Here is a 21,867-nt window from a genome sequence, read left to right on the forward strand (position 1 = left end):
TGGCGACGCAGCGCATGCGGGAATTGACGCTCGACCTTCGGGTCGAGCGCTTTCCCTATCACCAGCCTTTTCGCATTTCGGGGCATGTCTTCACCGAAACCGCGCTGCTTGTCGCCGAACTGTCGGACGGCGAGCATGTCGGGCGCGGCGAGGGCGCGGGGGTCTATTATCTCGGCGACGACATCGACCATATGCTGGCCGAGGCGACGCGCGTCCGCGGCGACATCGAAGCCGGCGCGACGCGCGAGGAATTGCAACATCTTTTGCCGCCGGGCGGGGCGCGGAACGCGCTCGACTGCGCCTTCTGGGAGCTGGAGGCCAAACAGGCGGGGCGCCCGGTTTGGGAACTCGCCGGGCTGAAGCCGCCCAAGGCGCTGCGCTCGACGCTGACGCTCGGTGCGGACAGCGCCGGGAATATGGCGAAGGCCGCGCTGGCGATCGATCCCGAGGCGCCGATCAAGGTCAAGTTGACCGGCGATTTGAGCGACGACATCGCACGCATCGTCGCGATCCGCACCGCGCGTCCGCATGCGTGGATCGGGGTCGACGCGAATCAGGGCTATGACGTGGCGACGCTCGTCGAGCTGCTCCCCGTGCTGGTGTCGACGCGCGTCGCGCAGCTTGAACAGCCGCTCAAACGCGGGCGCGAGGACGATCTCGACGGGCTCAAGCGGCCCTTGCCCTTCGTCGCCGACGAAAGCGCGGTGTCGCTCGCCGACACCGCTTCGCTCGTCGGGCGGTTCGATGTCGTCAATATCAAGCTCGATAAATGCGGCGGGTTGACCGAGGGGCTGGCGATCGCGCAGCAGGCGAAGCTTCTGGGGCTCGATGTGATGGTCGGCAACATGATGGGCTCCAGCCTGTCGATGGCGCCATCCTTCGTGCTCGGCCAGCTTTGCGACATCGTCGACCTCGACGGCCCGACCTTTCTCGCGCGCGATCGTGTGCCGGGTGTCGAATATCGCGGCGGGATGATTCACTGCCCCGCGGAAATTTGGGGAGGGTAAAGTCCTCACCGTCATCCCGGCGAAGGCCGGGATCTCGCCCTTCCGTTCTGACGCGCCGTCGAGATCCCGGCCTTCGCCGGGATGACGAAATAAATGGTTCATATTGTCCTAAATGGGTTGACAATTTTCTAATTAGGACAATAGTCTTGAAATTGAAATCAACATAAGAGGGGAGGCTGGAATGGCAGCGTCATTCCCAATAACGCGCCGTGCGGTCATCGCGGGCGCGGTCGGGGTCGCTTTGTCCGCGCCGATGGTGAACCGGGGAGCCTATGCGTTTGCCGCGGCGCCGGGGCGCAGCTATTCGCGCCGCGCGGTCGATCTCGTCGCTTCGTCGCTGGTGATCGACATGCTCGCGCCGCTCAAGATCACGATGTCGGAGGACTATGTCGCGCATCGGCTGACCGACGCCGAAGCGGCCGAGTTCCAAGCGTCGGGCATCACCGGCTTTCACAACGCCTATGGCCTCGGCGGACCCGATGCGAAGAGCCAAGCGCTCGCCTTCCTCGCCGGCTGGCAGGGCTTTGCCGGGCGCAACAGCCATGTCTTCACGCTCGTCGACACCGTCGCCGATCTCGATCGCGCCAAGGCCGACAAGAAATGCGCGGTCATCATGGGCATCCAGAATGCCGAGCATTTCGAGAAGATCGAGGATGTCGCGCTGTTCCGCCGCCTCGGCCTCCGCTGCGCGCAGCTCACCTATAACAGCCAGAATATGATCGGGTCGGGTAGCACCGAACGCGTCGATGGCGGGGTTAGCGATTATGGCGCTGCGATCATCGCCGAGATGGAAAAGCAGCGCATGCTCGTCGACGTCTCGCACTGCGGCGACAAGACGACGCTCGACGCCATCGCCATCGCCAAGGGACCGATCGCGATCACCCACAGCAACGCGCGCGCGCTGGTCGACCATCCGCGCGTCAAGACCGACGCGGCGATCAAGGTGCTCGCGGCGAAGGGCGGCGTCATGGGTATAACCGGGGTGCGCATGTTCGTCCGCCTGACCGATCCGACCAACGTCGGGCATATGGCCGACCATATCGACCATGTCGCAAAGCTTGTCGGGATCGACCATGTCGGCATCGGCTCCGACGCCGATCTCCATGGCTATGACGACATGATCCCGGCCGAATATGCGGCGCTCAAGGGGCTCTACAAGGGCAGCTACGCCTTTCGCGACAAGATCGACATCGACGGCTTTGACCACCCCCTCAAGGTCTTTGACCTGACCGAGGAGCTGATCCGCCGCGGCTATTCCAACGAAAACATCCGGGCCGTGCTCGGTGGCAATTTCCGCCGCCTGCTCGCCCAAGTCTGGGGGTAAGGCAATGAAACAGGGACTCTTTATCACGGGAAGCATCGCCGCATTGATGGCCGCTATGCCGGCGCAGGCGCAGGAACCGGTCGCCGTCGAGGCGACGGGCGAAATCGTCGTCACCGCGCAAAAGCGCGTGCAGAATGTGCAGGACGTGCCGATCTCGATCGCCGTCGTCAGCGGTGAGGAGCTGCAGGAACAGGGTTCGGCCTCGCTTGTCGACTATGCGGGTTACGTTCCTGGCATGAACGTCAGCAACAGCGGCACGCCGGGGCAGACGACGATCACGCTGCGCGGCGTCGCGCCGCTCAACAACAGCCAGACCGTCGGCATCTATCTCGACGACGCGCCCGTGGGCTCAAGCGCGATCTACAACCGCGCCGGGGCGTTCACAATCGACCTCATGCCCTATGATCTTCAACGGATCGAGGTGCTGAAGGGGCCGCAGGGCACGCTCTATGGCGCGAGCTCGATCGGCGGTCTGGTGAAATATGTCACCGTCCAGCCCGACACCCGCGAATTCAAGGTGCGCGCCGGGGTCGAAGGCTTTGCGATCAAGGGCGGCGACGGGCTCGGCTGGGGGGCGCAGGCGATGGTCAATGTGCCGATCGTCGAGGACAGGCTGGCGGTCAGCGGCAGTTTCGCGTGGCGCAGCACGCCGGGCTGGGTCGACAGCGTCAACAATGCTGCGCTGAAAGACCAGAACGACTATGAGCAGCGCGGCGGCCGCGTCGCGCTGTTGTGGACGCCGACGCCCGAACTCAGCGTGAAGCTTGCCGCGATCTGGCAGTCGCTCGATTCCGAAGGCAATGGTCTTTATGCCGCCGACCTCACCGGCAAGCGGCTCGGCGATGGGCGCTCGTACAATAATTATGTCCCCGAATCTTTCGACGTCGATCTCGACTATTATTCGGCGACGATCGACTATGATTTCGGCGCCGCGACGCTGACCTCGGCGACGACCTACAGCAAGACGCAGAGCGCGCAGGTGCAGGACGCGAGCTATGCCTTTGGCGTGCTCTTCCCGCTGCTCACCGGCGGCGCGATTCCGCCGGGCATCACGCCTTTCGCGCTCGATCTCGGCCTCAAGAAATGGACGCAGGAGGTGCGTCTCGCCTCGCCGAGCGGCGGGCGTTTCGAATGGCTGATCGGCGGCTTCTTCACCGATGAGAAGACGAGCAATTCGCAGCTTGTCCGCTCGTTCGATATGGCGGGCAATCCGATCGCACCGCTCGATCCGCTCGCGACCGTCGGCCTGCCCGCGACCTACAAGGAATATGCGGTCTTCGGTAACGCGACCTTCAAATTGAGCGAGCAGTTCGAAATCACCGGCGGGCTGCGCTGGGCACGCAACGACCAGACCTTCCGCCAGATCAGCTCGGGCGCGATCGTGCCGCAGGCCGATGATCCCGGCAAATCGTCGGAGGATGTCTTCACCTATTCGATCAGTCCGCAGTTCCACATCAATGAGGATGCGATGCTCTATGCGCGTCTCGCCACCGGCTATCGGCCCGGCGGCCCGAACGTCATCGTTCCCAATGTGCCGCCGACGGTCGATGCCGACCGGATGAAAAACTATGAGGTCGGGCTGAAGGCCGATTTCGCTGATCGCATGGTCTCGGTCGATGTCGCGCTCTTCTTGATGGACTGGACCGACATTCAGGTCGTGCGTTCCTTTGGCGGCGTGTCGGGCGGGGCGAACGGCGGCAAGGCGAGGAGCAAGGGCATCGAGGGCAGCTTCGCGCTGCGCCCGGCGCCCGGCCTGACGATCAGCGCGACGGGCAGCTACACCGACGCGGTGCTCAGCGAGGATGTGCCAGACATCAGCGGCGTCGACGGCGACCGCCTGCCCGCGGTGCCGAAGTTCAGCGGCGCGCTGCGCGCCGATTATGAGTTCGAACTCGGCAGCAGCAACAAGGGCAGCTTCGGCGCCGGCGTCCGTCACGCCAGCAGCCGGCTTTCGCTGGTCGAGAGCGACCCGCTCGTCGCACGCGCCAAACCCTACACGTCGGTTGACCTCAACGCCTCGATCACGTTCAACGATCACTGGACAGTGCGCGCCTATGCCCGCAACCTGTTCGACAACAAGGGCGAGATGGCGCGGTCGACGATGGCCGACGGACTCAACCGCCCGAGCTTCCTTGCGATTTCGCCGTTGCAGCCACGGACTATCGGCGTCGCGCTCGACATGGCCTTTTGAGCGGATTGGAGTTGGAAACGATGAACGCGCCCATCGGCAGGCTGGCTGACAGCCTGACCCTGCCGCAACCCTATCTGCTGTTCCTCGGCGACACGACCGAGGCGGGCTATGCCAAGACCGCCTTCGGTCTCGCCGACTGGGCGGCCGACCGCTGCGTCGGCGAGCTCGCGATCACGGGCTGCACCGTCACCACCGGCCTGCCGCGCCTGTCGCCCGCCGAAGCGCGGGCGGCTGGGGCACGGTCGCTGGTGATCGGGGTCGCGAACCAGGGCGGGGTGATCGGCGACAGCTGGATCGCCGCGCTGGTCGAGGCGATGGAGGCCGGGCTCGACATCGTCAGCGGGCTCCACGTCCGGCTGGCGAGCCTGCCCGTGCTGGCCGAGGCGGCGAAGCGTACCGGGCAGCGGCTGATCGACGTGCGCACCCCGCCGCCGTCGATCCCGATCGGCAATGGCCGCAAGCGCAGCGGCAAACGGCTGCTCACCGTCGGGACCGATTGCGCGCTCGGCAAGAAATATACCGCGCTCGCGCTGCATCGCGCGTTCGTCGAACGCGGCATCGACGCCGATTTTCGCGCGACCGGCCAGACGGGCATCATGATCGCGGGGGGCGGCATGCCGATGGACGCGGTGGTTTCGGATTTCGAGGCGGGGGCCGCGGAGATATTGAGCCCCGACGCGCCCGATCATCATTGGGATCTGATCGAAGGGCAGGGGTCGATCTTCAACCCCGCCTATGCCGCGGTGTCGCTGGGGCTGCTTCATGGCAGCCAGCCCGATGTCTTCGTCGTCTGCCACGACCCGACGCGCAAGGTGATCCTCGGCATGGAAAGTTTCGCTCTGCCTTCGATCGAGGAGGTCATCGACCTGACGATCCGCCTCGGCAGCCGCACCAATCCGGCGATCCGCTGCGGCGGCGTCAGCCTCAACACGTCGGCCTACGATGCCGACGCGGCCGAAGCCTTGATGGCCGCCGAACGGCAGCGGCTTGGCCTTCCCGTCGCCGATCCGATCCGCGGCGGCGCGGCGTTCGACGCGCTCGTCGAAAATATTCTCGCGTGAGTGTGGGCGAGACGGGCGGCAGGTCGAGCTGGTTCCAGCGCTTCCTGCTGCCCGGGTTTGCGCTGAAGGCCGTCATTATCGGCGGCGGATATGCGACGGGGCGCGAGCTCGCCGAATATTTTGTTCCCGCGGGGCCGTGGGGCGGGCTCGCCGCGATGCTGCTCGCGACGCTTGTCTGGAGCGTCGTAGCGGCGCTGACCTTCGCGCTCGCGCGCTCGCTTGGAGCCTATGATTATCGCGGCTTTTTCAAGGGGCTTCTCGGCCCTGCCTGGGTCGCGTTCGAGGTCGCGTACATCATCTTTGTCATTCTGATCCTTGCGGTGTTTGGCGCCGCAGCAGGCGCGATCGGTGCCGCGACCTTCGGCTGGCCTGAGGCGCTTGGGTCGGTGTTGCTCGCGGTCGCGATTGTCGCGGTGATTGCATGGGGCACGGGCGCGGTCGAGCGGATGTTCAAATACGTCTCGATCCTGCTCTATGCCGTTTACGGGCTTTTCCTTGTCCTCGCGCTCGCGAGCTTCGGCGGGCTGATCGGGCGGGGCTTTGCCGATGCGCCGCCGCCGTCGGGCAACTGGATGGCGGGCGGGCTGACCTATGCGAGTTACAATATCGTTGGTGCCGTGGTGATCCTGCCGGTGCTGCGCCATCTGACCAGCCAGCGCGACGCGGTGGTCGCCGGGCTGATCGCGGGGCCGCTGTCGATGCTGCCCGCGATCCTCTTCTTCGTCGCGATGATGGCCTTCTACCCCGCGATCGGCGCCGAGACGCTGCCGTCGGACTTCCTGCTGCGTCAGATGACGGTGCCGGGCTTCCATGTCCTCTTTCAGGTGATGATCTTCGCCGCGCTCCTCGAAAGCGGCGCCGGGTCGGTGCATGCGATCAACGAGCGGATTTCGGGCGCGATCGAAAGCCGCGGCCGGCCGGCGCTGACGCCCGGCGGGCGCGCCATCATCGGCGCGGTGATCCTGACGGGCTGCATGTTCGTCGCGGCGCGCATCGGCCTCGTCGACCTGATCGCCAGCGGATACCGCTTCCTCGCCTGGCTGTTCCTGATCGTCTTCGTCGCGCCGCTGCTGACCATCGGTGTCTGGCACCTGCTTCGCCGTCCCTCGCTTCCGCAAATGGAGTCCGTGCCATGAAAGCCGCTCGTCTGATCGCCCTGTCGTTGATGCTTTCGGTGGCCGCGCCTGCCTGGGCCGAACCGCCTGCCAATATCGGCGAAAGCGTCGAGGCGCTGCGCAAGAAGGTCGGCGCCGCCGGCGTATCGATCGCGATCGTCGAGGATGGCAAGACGACACTCTCGCGCGGCTGGGGTGTACGCAAGATCGGCGAGCGTGCGCCGGTCGACGCGCAAACGATCTTCCAGACCGGATCGACCGGCAAGGCGATGACCGCGGCGGCGCTCGCGATCCTCGTCGACGAGGGCAAGATCGCGTGGGACGATCCGGTGATCAAGCATATGCCGTGGTTCCGCATGTATGACGCGTGGGTGACGCGCGAGATCACGATCCGCGACCTGCTCGTGCATCGCAGCGGACTCGGGCTGGGGCAGGGCGATTTGATGTTCGTGCCGCGCACACATTTGACCCGCAAACAGACCGTCGAGCGCGTCGCCTACCTCAAGCCGAAGACGAGTTTCCGCTCGGCCTATGCCTATGACAATATCCTCTATGCGGTCGCCGGCCAGCTGATCGAGGAAGTCACCGGGCAGACATGGGAAGCCTTCATGCGGACGCGCGTACTGCGCGCCGGCGGGATGAAAAACGCCACCAGCGACAGCGAAGACCGCTTCCGCATTCCCAATCGCTCATGGCCGCATGCGCGCCTGTCGGGATCGCTGCGCGGCCTCGGCCCGCAGGCGGCGCTCGACGAACGCGACGAGCTTGGCCGCAACGGCGCGCCCGCGGGCGGGCTCGCGCTCAGCGCCGACGACATGGCGGCGTGGCTCAAGATCCAGCTCGCGCACGGCGCGCTCCCGAACGGGAAGCGGTTGTTCAGTGAGGCGCAGGCGACCGAAATGTGGGCGCCGGTCACGCCGATGCCGATCACCCCGCTGCCCGACAGCCTCAAACCCGCACAGCCGATGCAGCAGGCCTATGCGCTCGGCTGGCAGGTGCAGGATTATCGCGGCCACCGCATCGTCCAGCACAGCGGCGGCGTCTTCGGCTCGATCACCCGCGTCGTGATGATCCCCGACAAAAATGTCGGTTTTGCGATCATGATGAACAGCGAGGACAGCGGGATGATCCTCGGTCTGACTTTCGACCTGCTCGATCATTATCTGGACCAGCCCGATTACGGCTGGACGACCAAATGGCAGAGCTGGTTCGAGGAGCGGCTCGCGGGCGGCGAGGCGTTCTTGAAACAATCGAAAGCGTCGCCGGTGAAATCGGGACCGTCGCTCGCGCTCGCGGGCTATACCGGGCGCTACCGCGATCCCTGGTATGGCGACGTCGTGATCGGATCGGCGGCGAAGGGGCTGACGATCGATTTCACCTCGACCCCGCGGATGGCGGGACGGCTCAAGCATTGGCAATATGACAGCTTCGTCACCGACTTCGACGATCCGGCGATCGAACCCGCCTATGTGACCTTCGCGCTCGACGCCGACGGCAAGGTGACGGGCGTAACGATGAAGGCGGTGAGCCAGATCGCCGACTTCAGCTGGGATTATCACGACCTCGACCTGAAGCCGGTGGAGGACAAGAAGTGAAGCGCATCGCCGCCCTGCTGGCCGCGACGGCGCTATCCGCCTGTTCGGCGGGCGGTGATAAGCCGAAGGAACCCGAAGCGCCGCTCCACAGCCGGATGCTCGTCCTCGACACGCATCTCGACACGCCGCTGCATTTCGAGCGGCAGGGGTGGAGTTTCGCCGACCGCCACGCGCTCGCCGATGACCTGTCGCAGCTCGACATCCCGCGGATGAAGGACGGCAATCTCGATGGCGGCTTCTTCGCCATCTATACCGACCAGGGGCCGCTCACGCCGCAGGGCTATGCCGCGGCGCTGGCGCATGCGCGGAAGCGGTCGGACCTGATCGACCGGACGATGGCGGCGCACGCTGATGCGATCGGTCCCGCGCTGACCGCCGACGATGCGCGGCGGCTGGACAAGGCGGGCAAGCTGATTGCGTTCAAGTCGATGGAGAACAGCTATCCGCTCGGCGAGGATCTGTCGCTGCTCGGCGAATTCTACAAAAAGGGCCTGCGGCTCGCGGGGCCGGTGCATTCGAAGAACAACCAGTTCGCCGACAGCGCGACCGACAAACCGCGCTGGAACGGGCTGAGCCCGCTCGGCAAGCAATGGGTCGCCGAAATGAACCGGCTCGGCATCGTGATCGACGCGAGCCACTCCTCGGACGCGACTTTCGACCAGCTGCTTGCGCTGTCGAAATATCCGATCCTGCTCTCGCACTCGAGTCTGCGCTCGGCGCACGACCATCCGCGCAACCTCGACGAAGGACGGCTGAAAACACTGGCGGCGAAGGGCGGCGCGATGTGCATCTCGACCATCTTCATGTCCGAAATGAATATGTCGCCCGAACGCGCCGAACTGTTCGGGAAATATGAACATGCCGGCGAGCTGACGCCGGCCGAACAGGCCGATCTCACCCGCAAGTGGCGCGAACTCGACAAGCGCGAGCCGATGTGGGCGGCCGATTTCGAGGCCTATATAAAAATGGTGCTGCGCGCGATCGAGATCGGCGGGGTCGATCATATCTGCTTCGGCGCCGATTGGGACGGCGGCGGCGGCCTTGCCGGGATCGAGGATATTTCGGCGCTGCCCAAGGTCACCGAACGGCTGAAGGCCGCGGGTTATTCGGACGCCGATATCGAGAAGATGTGGAGCGGCAATATCTTGCGCGTCGTCGCGGCGCAGGGGAAGGACGGCGGCCGCTAGGCCGGGCGGAGCGGACCCGAACAAGGCATTTGCTTATGCTGTGTTGCGGTTGTAATACGGCCGCTGAGCATGAACTGGTTCCGTAAACCCGACACACCCGATCCCGCACTCGCCGCGATGCCGGGCGAATCCTTTGCCGATGCGCCGGCGCCTGTCGTTCCCGAAACGCGCCGGCGCAAATGGCTGCGCCGGGTTTCGCGCGGCCTCACTATCTTTTTCCTGACCTTCGTCCTGATCGTCGGCTGGCTGGCGATCACCGCGCCGCTGTCGAAATCGCTCGAACCGATTGCACCGCCGCAGATCACCCTGCTCGCGTCCGACGGCACGCCGATCGCGCGGATCGGCGCGATCGTCGATACGCCGGTGAAGGCGAAGGAGCTGCCGAAGCATGTGACCGGCGCCTTCCTCGCGATCGAGGACCGGCGTTTCTACAGCCACTGGGGCGTCGATCCGCGCAGCGTCGCGCGTGCGGTGTGGAGCAATTTGACCGGTGGGCGCACGCAAGGCGGCAGCACGATCACCCAGCAGCTCGCTAAATTCACCTTCCTCACCCCCAAACGCACGCTCGGGCGCAAGGCGCGCGAGGCGCTGATCGCCTTCTGGCTCGAGGCGTGGCTGACCAAGGACGAGATCCTCGAACGCTATCTCTCGAACGCCTATTTCGGCGACAATACCTATGGCCTGCGCGCCGCGTCGCTACACTATTTCTACCGCCAGCCCGAGAAGCTGACTCCGGCGCAGGCGGCGATGCTCGCCGGGCTGGTGCAGGCGCCCTCGCGCCTCGCGCCGACGCGCAATCCCGACCTTGCCGAAAAGCGGATGCGGCTGGTGGTCAATGCGATGGTCGACACGGGGTATCTGACCGAGCGTGAGGCCAAGACCATCCGCACCCCGCGCATCGACGTCCGCACACGCAACACGCTGCCTACCGGCACCTATTTTGCCGACTGGGCGCTGCCCGAGGCGCGAAAATTGAGCGACGTCGGCTATTCGCGCCAGACGATCACCACGACGCTCGACGCGCGATTACAGGCGGTGGCGCGGCGCGTCACCGGTCGCGCCGGGCTCGGCAAGGCGCAGGTCGCGCTCGTCGCGATGCGCCCCGACGGCGAAGTCGTCGCGATGATCGGGGGCAAGGACTATGCGGCCTCGCCCTTCAACCGCGCGACGCAGGCGCGGCGGCAACCGGGTTCGACCTTCAAGCTGTTCGTCTATCTCGCGGCGCTGCGCGACGGCTGGGAACCCGACGACGTCGTCGACAACAACCCGATCGAATCGGGATCGTACCGGCCGAAAAACGCGGGCGGCGCCTATTCGAAATCGATCACGCTCGAGGATGCCTTCGCATCGTCGAGCAATGTCGCTGCGGTGCGGCTGCTTCGCCAGGTCGGCGACGAAAAGGTGATCGATATGGCGCGCGACCTTGGCGTCACCGCGCCGCTGGCGAAGGGCGATCCCAGCCTTGCGCTCGGCACGTCGAGCATGACGCTGCTCGAGCTGACGGCTGCCTATGCCGCGGTCGCGGCAAACAGCTATCCGGTCGAACCGCGCGCCTTCAAGGGCGAGGAAAGGGGCTGGTTCGAAACCCTCGTCTCGGGGCCCAGTAGCTTCGGGTCCGACGAGCATGAGTATATCGAACAGATGCTGCGCGCCGCGGTCAACCGCGGCACCGGCCGCGCCGCGCGGCTTCCGCAAGCGAATTTCGGCAAGACCGGCACCAGCCAGGACAATCGCGACGCGCTGTTCGTCGGCTATGCGAACGGCCTGGTCGTCGGTGTATGGATCGGCAACGACGACAACACGCCGCTGCAGGGCGTATCGGGGGGCGGGCTCCCCGCGCGGATCTGGCGCGATTTCATGGCCGAGGCGTCGGGACAGAAGAAGCGCCCGGCCCGGACGACCAACCCGCAAGGCCCCGTCGAGCCGCAGGACGTTCCCGATATTGACGCCATTCCGATCGGCGAAAAGACGCGCGTCGGCATCGAGGACGGCGACGCCGTGATCACGACCGAAATCAACGGAAGCCGGATCGACTTGCGCCTGCCGATCCAGGACAGGCAGGCCGCACCCGAGGTCGAGCCCGAACCACCGCCTCCGCAAGAGAATTAGCGGGGATCGAACAGGATGTCGAAGGCGGCCATTGCCATCGTCTTTCCGTTGACGATCAGTTCGACATCGTGGCGCCCCGGATGGTGACGGCGCGTGCTGAAATCCTGGATCGCCTGCCTGATTCCAAGCTTGGCGGTGTCGCCCGCGACAAGCTCGAACGTCTTGAGCTTGAAGACCTTGGCCGCGGTTTTGCCGCCGGCGCGTGCGTAGTGAATGCGGTAGTCGACGACCAGCCGCTGATCCTCGGCTGAGGTGGAGGTGATGTCGACGGCGATCAGGATCCGGTCGCCGAGGCGGATCGCCCGCGGCTCGACCGAAAAATGGTCGATGGCGACCGCGGCGCCATGGGCGACTCCGATCAGCGCCAGCGCGCGCGGCTCGCCCTTTTTGATCAGTGTGCGCAGCGCATGGCGGATGATCCAGGCGGTATGCGGATCGTCCTGCGGCCATTTGGCGAGGCGGGTGAGCAGCCAGTCGGGGCGGTCCTTGGCGATGTCGTTGAGATGGTTCGCGACCGATTTGCGGACATAGAGGCTGGGATCGGCCTTGAGCGTCTCGAGGATCGGTGCCGCGAGCGTCGGGTCGTCCTGCAGCGCCGGAACGCGCGCCGCCCACGGCAGGCGCGGCCGCCCGCCTTCGCTCGCAAGCCGGCGGACATGTTCGTCCTCGCTGCTCGCCCAGCGCGTCATTATGGCGAGCGCGCGGCCGGTATCGCGCGCGAGGAAGGGGCGGATCGCGAACTCGGCCGAACCAAAGCGCGTCAGGTCGGCGAGCGCCGCCATCGACCGGTCGAAATCATCCTGCCCATATCGCGCGACATATTCGGTGATCGCGATTGCCTGAAACCCGTGGGTCAGCCGCGGCGCCATCGCCCGCAGGATGTCGAGCGCGTCGGCATAGTCGCCGGACAGTGCGGCATGAAGCGCGTCGGCGATGTGGCGCACGCGCTCCATGATCGACAGCGCGCCCAGCCCGTCCGACGCGGCGGACAGGAAGGCGGGGCGATCGAAACGCGGCGATGTCGCCGCGCCGGCATCGGCGATCGTTGCCAGCGCTTCTGGGCCGAGGATGTCCTTGAGCAGGGCTGGGGCGGCGGTTTCGTTCGTCATTGCCATGTTTTCATCCGGGGCTGACTTGCCGCGGACGCAGCATTGGGCCAATTTTTTGGCACATTGGGCCGCATTATGGCGTTAAGCCTATCGCGCGCGCGGGATCGATGCAACGGGTGCTGAGCGGTGATGACAGCAATCAAAAGCGGAGAAGATAGTGGCGCTGTTCGATCAGTTCGGTAACGACGACGTCCGTGCATTGGTCGAGCAATATCCGCTCGCGTGGGTGTGCGCCGGATCGGGCGCGGCGATGGATGCCAGCCTGCTCCCGCTGATCGGCGTGTTCGACGGGGAGGGACGGCTGGTTGAGCTGATCGGCCATCTGATGCGGTCCAACCCGCTTCACGCATCGCTGGCGAAAGATTCCGCCGCGACCATACTGTTCCGCGGACCCGACGCCTATGTCAGCCCCGAACATGCCGGGCGCCGCGACTGGGCTCCGACGTGGAATTATGCGCAGGTCCAGATCGGCGCTGAAATCATCTTCGACGACGCGCTCACCGAATATGCGCTGACGCAGTTGATCGATGCGATGGAGAGCGGGCGGGCGCAGCCCTGGAGTATCGACGAACTGGGGCCGCGATACGAGTCGATGAAGCCGCACATCATCGGTTTTCGCGCGCGGGTGAAGAGCCTGTCAGGCAAGTTCAAGCTGGGGCAGGACGAGCGGCCGGACACGCTCCACACCATCCTCGACGCGCTGCCCGGCGGGTCGATGGCGGCGTGGATGCGGCGTTTCAACGCGGGACGTTGATCGCCGCGCCGCTCAACGCCGTTCGACGAGCCCGCCGCCCAGCGCGACATAGAGCGTCACCAGATTGTCGACCTGCGCGCGGCGGAGTTCGATGAGCGTCTGTTCGGCGGCGAACAAATTGCGTTCGGCATCGAGCACTTCGAGATAGGTCGAAACACCCTCCCTGTATCGTTTGCGCGCGAGGTCGGCGATCTGGCGCGTCGCGAGCGTGCCGCGTTCCTGCGCCTCGACCTGTTCGGCGAGGTAGCGGCGCCCGGCGAGCGCGTCGGCGACTTCGCGGAATGCGCCCTGGACGGTACGTTCGTAGGTCGCGACGGCGATATTCTCGCGCGCCTCGGCAACGGTGAGGTTGCCCTTGTTCCGGCCGAAATCGAAAATCGGTAGGCTGATCGTCGGGCCGAAACTCCAGGTGAGCCCGTTGTTGCTGAACAGATTGTCGAGCGAGCCCGACGCAAAGCCGAGGTTCCCCGTCAGCGAAATCGAGGGAAAGAAGGCGGCGCGCGCGGCACCGATATTGGCGCGCGCAGCGCGCAGCCGCTCTTCGGCCGCGAGAATATCGGGGCGTGCGACGAGCAGGTCGGACGGCAGCCCCGCGGTCAGCGTCGGCGACTGTCCCTGCGCGACAAGCGGCAAGGGCGCGGGCAGGGGTCCGGTCACGGGGCCGCCGGTCAGCACCGCGAGGAAGTTTTCGCTCTGCGCCTTGGTGAGTTTCAGGCTGGCAAGCTGCGTCTCGGCTTGCGTCAGCAGCGTTTCGGACTGCCGGTAATCGAGCGCCGACGTCACGCCGGCATCGAGCCGGCGCTTTGCGATGCGCAGCCCTTCCTTGCGGCTCGTCACCGTCGCTTCGGCGAGCGCGATCTGTTCCTCGGCGCCGCGCGCCGCAAAATAGGTCGAGGCGACGTCGCGAACCAGCGCAAGGCGGAAGGCGCGTTCGGCCTGCTCGGTCGCGAGATACTGGCTGCGTGCGGCTTCGGACAGATTCTTGACGCGCCCCCAGAAATCGAGCTCGAACGAGGTCACCCCGACCCCGACCGAGTAGCGGTTTGTCGTATCGGTTCCGGGACCGGTGAGCGACGGTCCGCGGCTGCGCGTCGCACCGGCGCTCGCGCCCACCGTCGGCAGCCGGTCGGCGTCCTGGATCCGATACAGCCCGCGCGCTTCCTCGATCTGCGCGATCGCGACGGCGAGGTCGCGGTTGCGCAGGGTCGCCTGCGCGATCAGTGCCTCGAGCTGCGGGTCGGCAAAGAAATCCTGCCACGAAACCTCGGTGGCCCGCTGCCCCAGCGTGACGTCGCCCACAAATTCCGCCGGATAGTCGGGCGCGGTGGCCAGCGGCGGCCGCTCGTGCGGCGGGGCCATGTTGACGCATCCGGCAAGCGCGGTCGCCGCGAGCAGCGCGATCAAATTACGCATGGTCGGGCTCCTCATGATGGCCTTTTTCTGAGGGCGCGGGGGGCCGCTTGCGGCTGATCCATTTGCGCACCGACAGGTAGAAGAGCGGGATGAAGAAGACGCCAAGCAGCGTCGCGGCGATCATGCCACCCATCACGCCCGACCCGACCGCGATCCGGCTCGCCGCGCCGGCCCCGCTCGCGATGACGAGCGGCACCATGCCGAGGATGAAGGCGAGGCTGGTCATGATGATCGGGCGCAGGCGAAGCTTCACCGCTTCCATCACCGCGTCCATCGTCGATTTGCCTTCGGCTTCCTGTTCGATCGCGAATTCGACGATCAGGATCGCGTTCTTCGCGGCCAGCCCGATGATCGTGATCAGGCCGACGTTGAAATAGATGTCGGCCGACAGCCCGCGCAGCATCGAGAAGAGCACCGCGCCGAGCACACCCAGCGGCACCACCAGCAGCACCGAGACCGGCACCGACCAGCTTTCGTACAGCGCCGCGAGCAGCAGGAAAACGACGACAAGCGACAGGCCGAGCAGCATGCCGATCTGGCCCGCCGACTGCTTTTCCTCATAGGAGATGCCGGTCCATTCGAAGGAGAATCCAGCGGGCAGCGTCTCGGCCAGCCGCTCCATCTCGGCCATCGCTTCGCCGGTCGACTGGCCCGGCGCGGGTTCGCCCGAGATCGTCATCGCGGGATAGCCGTTATAGCGCTGGAGCTGCGGCGCTTCGGCGGACCATTCGGCGGTGCTGAACGATCCGAAGGGCACCATGTCGCCCGCCGCACTGCGGACGCGAAGGTCGAGCACATCCTGCGGGGTCATCCGGCTGGCGGCGTCGGCCTGGAGCAGCACACGCAGCACCCTGCCTTCGCGCGTGAAGTCATTGGCGTAGGCGCTGCCGAAACTGATCGCGAGCGTCGCGTTGACGTCGCCGATCGAAAGGCCGAGCGCGCGCGCCTGGATCCGGTCGATGTCGACCTTCAGCACCGGCGCGTCCTCCTGGCCTTCGGGGCGGACATTGGCGAGCAGCTTGCTCTGCATCGCGCCGCCGAGCATCTGGTTGCGCGCGCCGATCAGCGCCTCGCGCCCGTTGCCGCCGCGGTCCTGCAGCTTGAAGGTAAAGCCGCTCGACGTGCCGAGTTCGGGGATCGACGGCGGGCTCAGCGAGAAGGCAAAGGCTTCCTTGATGTTTCCAAAGGTGCCCATCGCCTTCCCCGCGATCGCGTCGGCGCTGTTTTCCTTGCCCGGCCGGTCTTTCCATGGCTTGAGCGGCGTGAACATGATCGCGTTCGCCTGGCCCTGCCCGAAAAAGCTGAAGCCGTTGACGAGCACGACGTTGGCGACCTGCGGCTGTTCGGCGAAGAAGGCCTTGACCTGCTTGGTCGCTTCGTTGGTGCGCTGGGTCGTCGCGCCGGGGGGCGCCTGGATGACGGTGATCAGATAACCCTGGTCTTCCTGCGGCAGGAAGGAGCCGGGAAGGCGGAAGAAGAGCAGCGCCGTGATCGCGACCATCGCGACGAAGACGCCGAGCCAGCGGAGCGGCGACGACAGCATCTTGCCCACGCCGCCCTGATAGCGGTCGGTCGTGCGGCCGAACCAGCGGTTGAACCGGGCGAAAAAGCGATCGAAAAACTCGCCGAACGGGCCGCTGCGCTTGGTCGCGTCGTGCGGTTTCAGCAGCGTCGCGCACAGCGCGGGCGTCAGCGTAAGCGCGAGCAGCGCCGAGAAGGCGATCGAGATCGCGAGCGTCATCGAGAATTGGCGATAGATGCCGCCGGTCGATCCGGGGAAAAAGGCCATCGGGATGAACACCGCGATCAGCACCAGCGTGATGCCGATGATCGCACTGGTGATCTGCGTCATCGCCTTCACCGTCGCTTCATAGGGCGGCAGATGTTCCTCGTTCATGATGCGCTCGACATTCTCGATCACGACGATCGCGTCGTCGACGAGGATGCCGATCGCCAGCACCATGCCGAACAGGGTCAGCACGTTGATCGAAAAGCCGAACATCCACAGGCCAAGGCACGCGCCGGCGAGCGCGATGGGAACGACGATCGTCGGGATAACCGTCGCGCGCCAGTTCTGAAGGAACAGGAACATGACAAGGAAGACGAGAACCATCGCTTCGGCGAGCGTCTTCACCACCTCTTCGATCGACAGCTCGACGAAGGGCGTCGTGTCATAGGGGATCGACCAGGTGATGTCGGGCGGGAAGCCCTTCGACAGCTCCTCCATGCGTTCGCGGATGCCGGCGGCGGTCGACAGCGCGTTGGCGCCGGGAGTCAGCTGGACCGCCATGCCCGCCATCGATTTGCCGTTGAGCTCGGATGAAAAAAGATAGCTCGCCGCGCCCAGCTCGACGCGCCCGACATCGCCGAGCGTGACCGCCGACCCGTCGGGATTGGCGCGCAGGATGATGCCCGCGAACTGCTCGGGGGTGGTGAAGCGCCCCTGGGTGGTGATGACGGCGTTGAGCTGCGCGCCCTTGGCGATCGGCTGGTCGCCGAGCTGGCCGCCCGGCGTCTGGCTATTCTGTTCCTGCACCGCGCCCAGAGCTTCGGCGGCGGAGAGGTTGTAGGAGGCGAGCTTCTGCGGATCGAGCCAGATGCGCATCGCATATTCGGGGGAGAAGGCCTGGACGTTGCCGACCCCGCCGACGCGCCTGAGCTCGTCGAGAACGCGGGTGTTGGCGAAGTTGTTGACCTCCATCGGCGGGGTGTCGGCGGTCTTCGAGGTGATCGCGACGATCAGCAGGAAGCCCGAGTTCGCCTCGGTGACCGAAATGCCCTGGCGGCGCACATCCTCGGGAAGCCGCTGTTCGACGCGGCGGAGGCGGTTCTGCACCTCCATCTGCGCATTATCGATGTCGGTCCCGGCTTCGAAGGTCAGAGTGATCGACGCAGTGCCGTTCGATTCGCTGGTCGAGGCCATGTAGAGGAAACCCTCGACCCCGTTCAGCTCCTGCTCGATGACCTGCGTGACATTCTGCTCGAGCGTCTTGGCGTCGGCGCCGGGATAGGTGACGCCGATCGTCAGCGATGGCGGTGCGACCGAGGGATATTGCTCGACCGGCAGGCTGCGCAGCGCGATGATGCCCGACAACAGGATGCCGATGGCGATGACCCACGAAAAAATGGGGCGATCGATGAAAAAGCGGGGGGTCATGGCAGATCAGCGCTCCGCCGGCGCGGCTTTGGTCGCCGGCGCGGACTGGGACCCCTTGGGCTGGGCGATGCGGACGGGCTGGCCCGGCTGCACTTTTTGCAGCCCGTCGACGATCACCCGGTCGCCGGGCTTCAATCCGTCGAGGATGGCCCATTGGCCGGCGATCATGGTGCCGAGCTTTACCGGGCGCGGCGTCGCATTATTCTTGGCATCGAGGACCATCACGCTGGCCGCGTCGGCGGCGAGCTTGACCGCCCGCTGCGGGATCAGGATGCCGTCGGCCCGGTTGCCCGCGAAGATGCGCGCGCGAACGAACTGGCCGGGGAGCAGCGCCGAGGCGGGGTTGGGGAATTCCGCGCGCAGCGCAGCGGTGCCCGTTGCCTCGTCGATCGACAGGTCGAGGAAGTCGAGACGGCCGACGATCGGATAGGCGCTGCCATCCTCGAGGATCAGTTGCACCTCGACGCGCTCGAGCTGGGGCGCGGTTACCTTGCCCGACCCTATGTCGTGGCGGATTTTCAACAGGTCGGAACTCGACTGCCCGAAGTTGACATAGACGCGGTCGATCTGTTCGATCGTGGTGAGCAGCGTGCCGGCGCCGGCGCTGACCAGCGCACCCTCGGTCACCTCGGCGCGGCGCGCACGGCCCGAAATGGGGGCGGTGACGGTGGTGTAGCCGAGGTTGAGCCGCGCCGATTCCAGATTGGCCTGCGCCGCCGCCACATCGGCCTCCGCGGTGCGTTGCTGCGCGACCGCCGCGTCATATTCCTGCTTGCCGATCGCCTGGTCGGCGAGCAGCGGCTGATAGCGGTTGACGACCTGGCGGGCATTGGCCGCGGTCGCCTGCGCGCGGGCCAGCTGCGCCCGCGCCGCGTTGGAGGTAGCGGTCAGCTGGCGCGGATCGATCCGGAATAGCGAAGCCCCGGCGCGCACGAAGCTGCCTTCGTTGAACAGCCGCCGTTCGACGATGCCGTCGACGCGTGCGCGCACTTCGGAGGTGCGATAGGCTTGGACGCGGCCCGGCAGCTCGATGACATTCGGCACCGTTTGCACGCGGATCGTGACGATGTTGACTTCGGGCGGCGGCGGTGCGGGCGGTGCTTCGGACGAGCAGGAGGCCAGCAACAGGGCCAGCGCGCCGGCGCTGGCGCTTGCAAAGGAACGAGCGCGACTCATATGGACCCCTGAAAAAATCGCAGTTGTGCGGGACATGTCTATACGCAAAGACTTGCGCTGATACGCCGTGTAATTTAAATTACAAAAAAGAGCAAGGGAGAGGAGCTGCAATTGGAGACGTCGGAATCGACTTTATGTCAGATGGATAGGTCATCGCCGCGCGAACGGCGGCAGGGCGCCATTCTCGATGCGGCGGAGACGCTGTTTCTCGAGCAGGGGTATGAGCGGACCAGTCTCGCCGAAATCGTCAAGCGTTCGGGTGGCTCGCTCGCGACGCTTTATGAACTGTTCGGCAACAAGCAGGGGCTGCTCCGCGCGATCGCAACTCGCTGGTGCGACGAAGCCATGCTGCGGTCGCTCGACGACGACGCGACCCGGGGATTGTCGAGCGTCGAAATCCTGAAGAGCTACGCGCATCGCCAAAGCGAGCTGATGGAATCGCCACACGCCGTTGCCTTGATGCGCATGTTGATATCCGAGAGCCTGCGCGACCACGAATTCGCAATGCAGATTTATCGCGACCTGCACGTGCCCGCGCTGGAGGAGTTGATCGAGCTGTTCGCGGAATGGGCGGCAACAGGTAAAGCCGACATTGACCGCCCGGAGGCTGCCGCGCGCCTGTTTTTCGATATCGTCGTCGGCGATTCGATGCTCAGCATGCTGATGGGGATCGAGGACGAATGGCTTGACCCTGACCAGATCGACTGGCGGCTCAAGCCTTTCCTTTCCCATTTCAAGATCCGTTAGGCGCGTTCGTCGTTCGAGGGCCGCAGCTGTTGACATGGCTGTCAATAGCTGAAAGCTTGCCGCCTCCTGCTTCGGGAGCTTCGCGACTTGGCCAGTACCGTCCTGCCATCGGCCGCCCAGGCCGACGAAACCCCGGCATTGCGCCCGCGCACGGTGGCTGCCTATGCCGCGACGGCGGGGCCGACGGTGATCCTCGGCCTGCCGTTCAGCGTCTATCTGCCGCCCTATATTGCCGAGGGCGGGGTGATTTCGGTGGCGCTGGTCGGGCTGCTCTTCTCGCTCACGACGATATGGGACGGCGTCGTCGATCCGCTGATCGGGACGATAGTCGACCGCGTCCGCCCCGGGCTGGGCGCGCATCGGCGCTGGATGCTGCAGGCGCTGCTGCCCTTGTCGCTGCTGCTGCTTGCGCTGGTGACGGTCGGCGACCGGCTGCCTTTCGCCGCACTCTTCCTGATGATGATATTCTTCTATTCGAGCTACAGCCTTTACGAGGTCGCGCAGCTGTCGTGGGGCGCGGCGCTCGTGCGCACGCCCGCCGACAGCGCACTCCTCTATGGGATGCGCGACTGGTTCGCGAAGATCGCGCTGATTCTCGCCTTTGCCGCGCCCGCAGCGGCGCAGCTCCTGATTCCGGGAGTCAGCCTGCAGGGGCGGATCATGGCTTATGCCAGCCTTTTCCTCCTCATGGTGCCGATCGCGCTCTTTGCAATCCGGCGCGTCCCGCCGCGTGCGGTGGTGGCGGAACCCGGTATCGGCTGGCGGCACGAGATCCGCGCTTCGCTTTCCTTCCGACCACTCATGCTGCTTCTCGGCGTGCAGTTCCTCAACAGCTTTGCCTTCGGGTCGCTGACCTCGCTTTTCGTGTTCTTCGCCGCCGCGGTGCTCGATCTCGATGCGCAGAGCGCGGTGCTGCTCTTCGCGAGCTTTATCGGCGGGGCACTCGCTTCGCCGATCTGGACTTTCCTTGCGCGCCGTTTCGGCAAGCCGCCGATGATGATGGCGATGGGGCTACTGATTTCGAGCCTGCTCGTCGCGACGCTGTTCCAGCAGCCCGAGGGGCTGGGGCAGGCGGTGGGTTTCTCGCTCATGCTCGGGACGGGCTTTGTCGGGCTGCTCTTCACTTATTCGATGCTCGCCGACCTGATCCCGCGCGATGCCGAGCGCTGCGGGCGGGGCCGATCGGCCTTCCTCTTCGCGCTGCTCAACCTGATGCAGAAGTTCGGTGTCGCCGCTGCCATCGCGGTCAGCTACATACTGCTCGACCTCGTCGGTTTCGATCCGCAAGATGGCAAGGCGGCGGCGCGCGAGCTGCATCTGCTGTTCGCGCTCCAGCCGACGATCAGCTGGGTCGTCATGGTTGGTCTGCTGCTTCTCATGCAGCGCGCGATGGCGCGCGGTTCCTGACCCCGCACTTGCAATCGCCGCATCGCGCAAGTAAAGGCCGCTTTCATTCGGACAGATGCGCCGTTTTCTTCCGCCTTTCGCCGACATGCTCGGGGAGGGTGGGCGGACTATTGCCCAAAGCGCGCTTGACGCGCAGGGCATGGCAACCCATCTGGCTCGAACCAAGACGCGTTAAAGGACAGGACGATCGATATGGCGAAGACCAGCCCGGCTGAGTTCATCAATCAGGTGCGCGCCGAAGCCCGCAAGATCGTTTGGCCCACGGGCCGTGAAACGATGCAGACGACGATCATGGTGATCATCATGACGACGATCCTCGCGCTGTTCTTTTTCGGCGTCGACACGGTTTTCAACGCGATCGTCAGCTGGCTGACGTCGCTCGCGCGCTAACGCCGCGGTTACAGGGACAGGATACGGATACACATGGCGCGCTGGTACATCATTCACGCCTATTCGGGTTTCGAGAACAAGGTTCGCGATTCGGTGCTTTCCGAAGCCGAACGCATGGGCCTCAC

The 21,867-nt window shown here is 65.4% G+C and carries 16 protein-coding genes and 1 pseudogene; 13 read left to right on the forward strand and 4 right to left on the reverse strand.

The genetic code is table 11. The features are described from left to right. Positions 1–14: 14 nt before the first annotated feature. The 8 genes from V6M50_RS16625 (at position 15) to V6M50_RS16660 (ending at position 11,589) form a co-directional block, all read left to right on the forward strand. Positions 15–1,007 (forward strand): dipeptide epimerase, encoded by a 993-nt coding sequence (locus V6M50_RS16625; RefSeq protein WP_332819692.1) that lies wholly within the window; start codon positions 15–17, stop codon positions 1,005–1,007. Positions 1,008–1,188: 181 nt separating this feature from the next. Next, positions 1,189–2,331: a dipeptidase gene (locus tag V6M50_RS16630; RefSeq protein ID WP_332819693.1), complete on the forward strand. Its 1,143-nt coding sequence runs from the start codon at positions 1,189–1,191 to the stop codon at positions 2,329–2,331. Between the two features lie 4 nt (positions 2,332–2,335). After that, a complete protein-coding gene (locus V6M50_RS16635; RefSeq protein ID WP_332819694.1) occupies positions 2,336–4,522 on the forward strand; it encodes a TonB-dependent receptor in 2,187 nt (728 codons plus the stop codon). 20 nt (positions 4,523–4,542) lie between these two features. Next, positions 4,543–5,583 carry a DUF1611 domain-containing protein gene (locus V6M50_RS16640; RefSeq protein ID WP_332819695.1) on the forward strand — a complete coding sequence of 347 codons (1,041 nt, stop codon included), beginning with the start codon at positions 4,543–4,545 and terminating at the stop codon, positions 5,581–5,583. Next, positions 5,580–6,719 (forward strand): YkvI family membrane protein, encoded by a 1,140-nt coding sequence (locus V6M50_RS16645; RefSeq protein ID WP_332819696.1) that lies wholly within the window; start codon positions 5,580–5,582, stop codon positions 6,717–6,719. Before V6M50_RS16640 ends, V6M50_RS16645 begins: the two co-directional genes overlap by 4 nt. After that, complete coding sequence (locus V6M50_RS16650; RefSeq protein WP_332819697.1) at positions 6,716–8,293, forward strand: serine hydrolase; 1,578 nt, start codon at positions 6,716–6,718, stop codon at positions 8,291–8,293. The genes V6M50_RS16645 and V6M50_RS16650 overlap by 4 nt, the downstream gene beginning before the upstream one ends. Continuing rightward, positions 8,290–9,480 carry a dipeptidase gene (locus V6M50_RS16655; RefSeq protein WP_332819698.1) on the forward strand — a complete coding sequence of 397 codons (1,191 nt, stop codon included), beginning with the start codon at positions 8,290–8,292 and terminating at the stop codon, positions 9,478–9,480. The genes V6M50_RS16650 and V6M50_RS16655 overlap by 4 nt, the downstream gene beginning before the upstream one ends. Positions 9,481–9,549: 69 nt before the next feature. Next, positions 9,550–11,589: a transglycosylase domain-containing protein gene (locus tag V6M50_RS16660; protein WP_332819699.1), complete on the forward strand. Its 2,040-nt coding sequence runs from the start codon at positions 9,550–9,552 to the stop codon at positions 11,587–11,589. On the opposite strand, the gene V6M50_RS16665 is transcribed toward V6M50_RS16660, so the two are convergent. After that, on the reverse strand, positions 11,586–12,704 hold the full coding sequence (locus tag V6M50_RS16665; RefSeq protein WP_332819700.1) for a DNA alkylation repair protein: 1,119 nt from the start codon (positions 12,702–12,704) through the stop codon (positions 11,586–11,588). The two genes, V6M50_RS16660 and V6M50_RS16665, sit on opposite strands and share 4 nt — an antisense overlap. Before the next feature lie 151 nt (positions 12,705–12,855). Between V6M50_RS16665 and V6M50_RS16670 the strand changes: the two genes are divergently transcribed. After that, positions 12,856–13,452, forward strand: coding sequence for an FMN-binding negative transcriptional regulator (locus V6M50_RS16670; RefSeq protein WP_332819701.1), 597 nt, complete (start codon positions 12,856–12,858; stop codon positions 13,450–13,452). A gap of 12 nt (positions 13,453–13,464) precedes the next feature. Here V6M50_RS16670 and V6M50_RS16675 read toward each other — a convergent pair whose 3' ends face one another. From V6M50_RS16675 to V6M50_RS16685, 3 genes are read right to left on the reverse strand one after another with little or no spacing between them, the layout of a single operon-like run. Continuing rightward, positions 13,465–14,865 (reverse strand): efflux transporter outer membrane subunit, encoded by a 1,401-nt coding sequence (locus V6M50_RS16675; protein WP_332819702.1) that lies wholly within the window; start codon positions 14,863–14,865, stop codon positions 13,465–13,467. Continuing rightward, positions 14,858–18,022: an efflux RND transporter permease subunit gene (locus V6M50_RS16680; RefSeq protein ID WP_332819703.1), complete on the reverse strand. Its 3,165-nt coding sequence runs from the start codon at positions 18,020–18,022 to the stop codon at positions 14,858–14,860. The genes V6M50_RS16675 and V6M50_RS16680 overlap by 8 nt, the downstream gene beginning before the upstream one ends. 6 nt (positions 18,023–18,028) lie before the next feature. Continuing rightward, entirely contained in the window at positions 18,029–19,198 is a 1,170-nt protein-coding gene (locus V6M50_RS16685; RefSeq protein ID WP_332819704.1) for an efflux RND transporter periplasmic adaptor subunit, read from the reverse strand. Positions 19,199–19,309: 111 nt separating this feature from the next. On the opposite strand from V6M50_RS16685, the gene V6M50_RS16690 reads away from it, so the two are divergent. The 4 genes and pseudogenes from V6M50_RS16690 to V6M50_RS16705 form a co-directional block, all read left to right on the forward strand. Beyond that, entirely contained in the window at positions 19,310–19,945 is a 636-nt protein-coding gene (locus V6M50_RS16690; RefSeq protein ID WP_332819705.1) for a TetR/AcrR family transcriptional regulator, read from the forward strand. Positions 19,946–20,032: 87 nt separating this feature from the next. Continuing rightward, on the forward strand, positions 20,033–21,352 hold the full coding sequence (locus tag V6M50_RS16695) for an MFS transporter (RefSeq protein WP_332819706.1): 1,320 nt from the start codon (positions 20,033–20,035) through the stop codon (positions 21,350–21,352). A gap of 192 nt (positions 21,353–21,544) precedes the next feature. Next, positions 21,545–21,742 (forward strand): preprotein translocase subunit SecE, encoded by a 198-nt coding sequence (gene secE, locus V6M50_RS16700; protein ID WP_332819707.1) that lies wholly within the window; start codon positions 21,545–21,547, stop codon positions 21,740–21,742. A gap of 33 nt (positions 21,743–21,775) precedes the next feature. Continuing rightward, positions 21,776–21,867, forward strand: a pseudogene (locus tag V6M50_RS16705) (transcription termination/antitermination protein NusG); the annotation flags it as partial.

This window comes from Sphingopyxis sp., from assembly GCF_036675685.1.
Lineage (GTDB): Bacteria > Pseudomonadota > Alphaproteobacteria > Sphingomonadales > Sphingomonadaceae > Sphingopyxis.

Excerpts from the sequence above, each read along its gene's own strand:
- secE (WP_332819707.1), top strand. The coding sequence starts at position 21,545 with ATGGCGAAGACCAGCCCGGCTGAGTTCATCAATCAGGTGCGCGCCGAA.
- V6M50_RS16625 (WP_332819692.1), top strand. The coding sequence starts at position 15 with ATGCGGGAATTGACGCTCGACCTTCGGGTCGAGCGCTTTCCCTATCAC.
- V6M50_RS16675 (WP_332819702.1), bottom strand. The coding sequence starts at position 14,865 with ATGCGTAATTTGATCGCGCTGCTCGCGGCGACCGCGCTTGCCGGATGC.
- V6M50_RS16665 (WP_332819700.1), bottom strand. The coding sequence starts at position 12,704 with ATGGCAATGACGAACGAAACCGCCGCCCCAGCCCTGCTCAAGGACATC.
- V6M50_RS16660 (WP_332819699.1), top strand. The coding sequence starts at position 9,550 with ATGAACTGGTTCCGTAAACCCGACACACCCGATCCCGCACTCGCCGCG.
- V6M50_RS16650 (WP_332819697.1), top strand. The coding sequence starts at position 6,716 with ATGAAAGCCGCTCGTCTGATCGCCCTGTCGTTGATGCTTTCGGTGGCC.
- V6M50_RS16640 (WP_332819695.1), top strand. The coding sequence starts at position 4,543 with ATGAACGCGCCCATCGGCAGGCTGGCTGACAGCCTGACCCTGCCGCAA.
- V6M50_RS16680 (WP_332819703.1), bottom strand. The coding sequence starts at position 18,022 with ATGACCCCCCGCTTTTTCATCGATCGCCCCATTTTTTCGTGGGTCATC.
- V6M50_RS16685 (WP_332819704.1), bottom strand. The coding sequence starts at position 19,198 with ATGAGTCGCGCTCGTTCCTTTGCAAGCGCCAGCGCCGGCGCGCTGGCC.
- V6M50_RS16630 (WP_332819693.1), top strand. The coding sequence starts at position 1,189 with ATGGCAGCGTCATTCCCAATAACGCGCCGTGCGGTCATCGCGGGCGCG.
- V6M50_RS16635 (WP_332819694.1), top strand. The coding sequence starts at position 2,336 with ATGAAACAGGGACTCTTTATCACGGGAAGCATCGCCGCATTGATGGCC.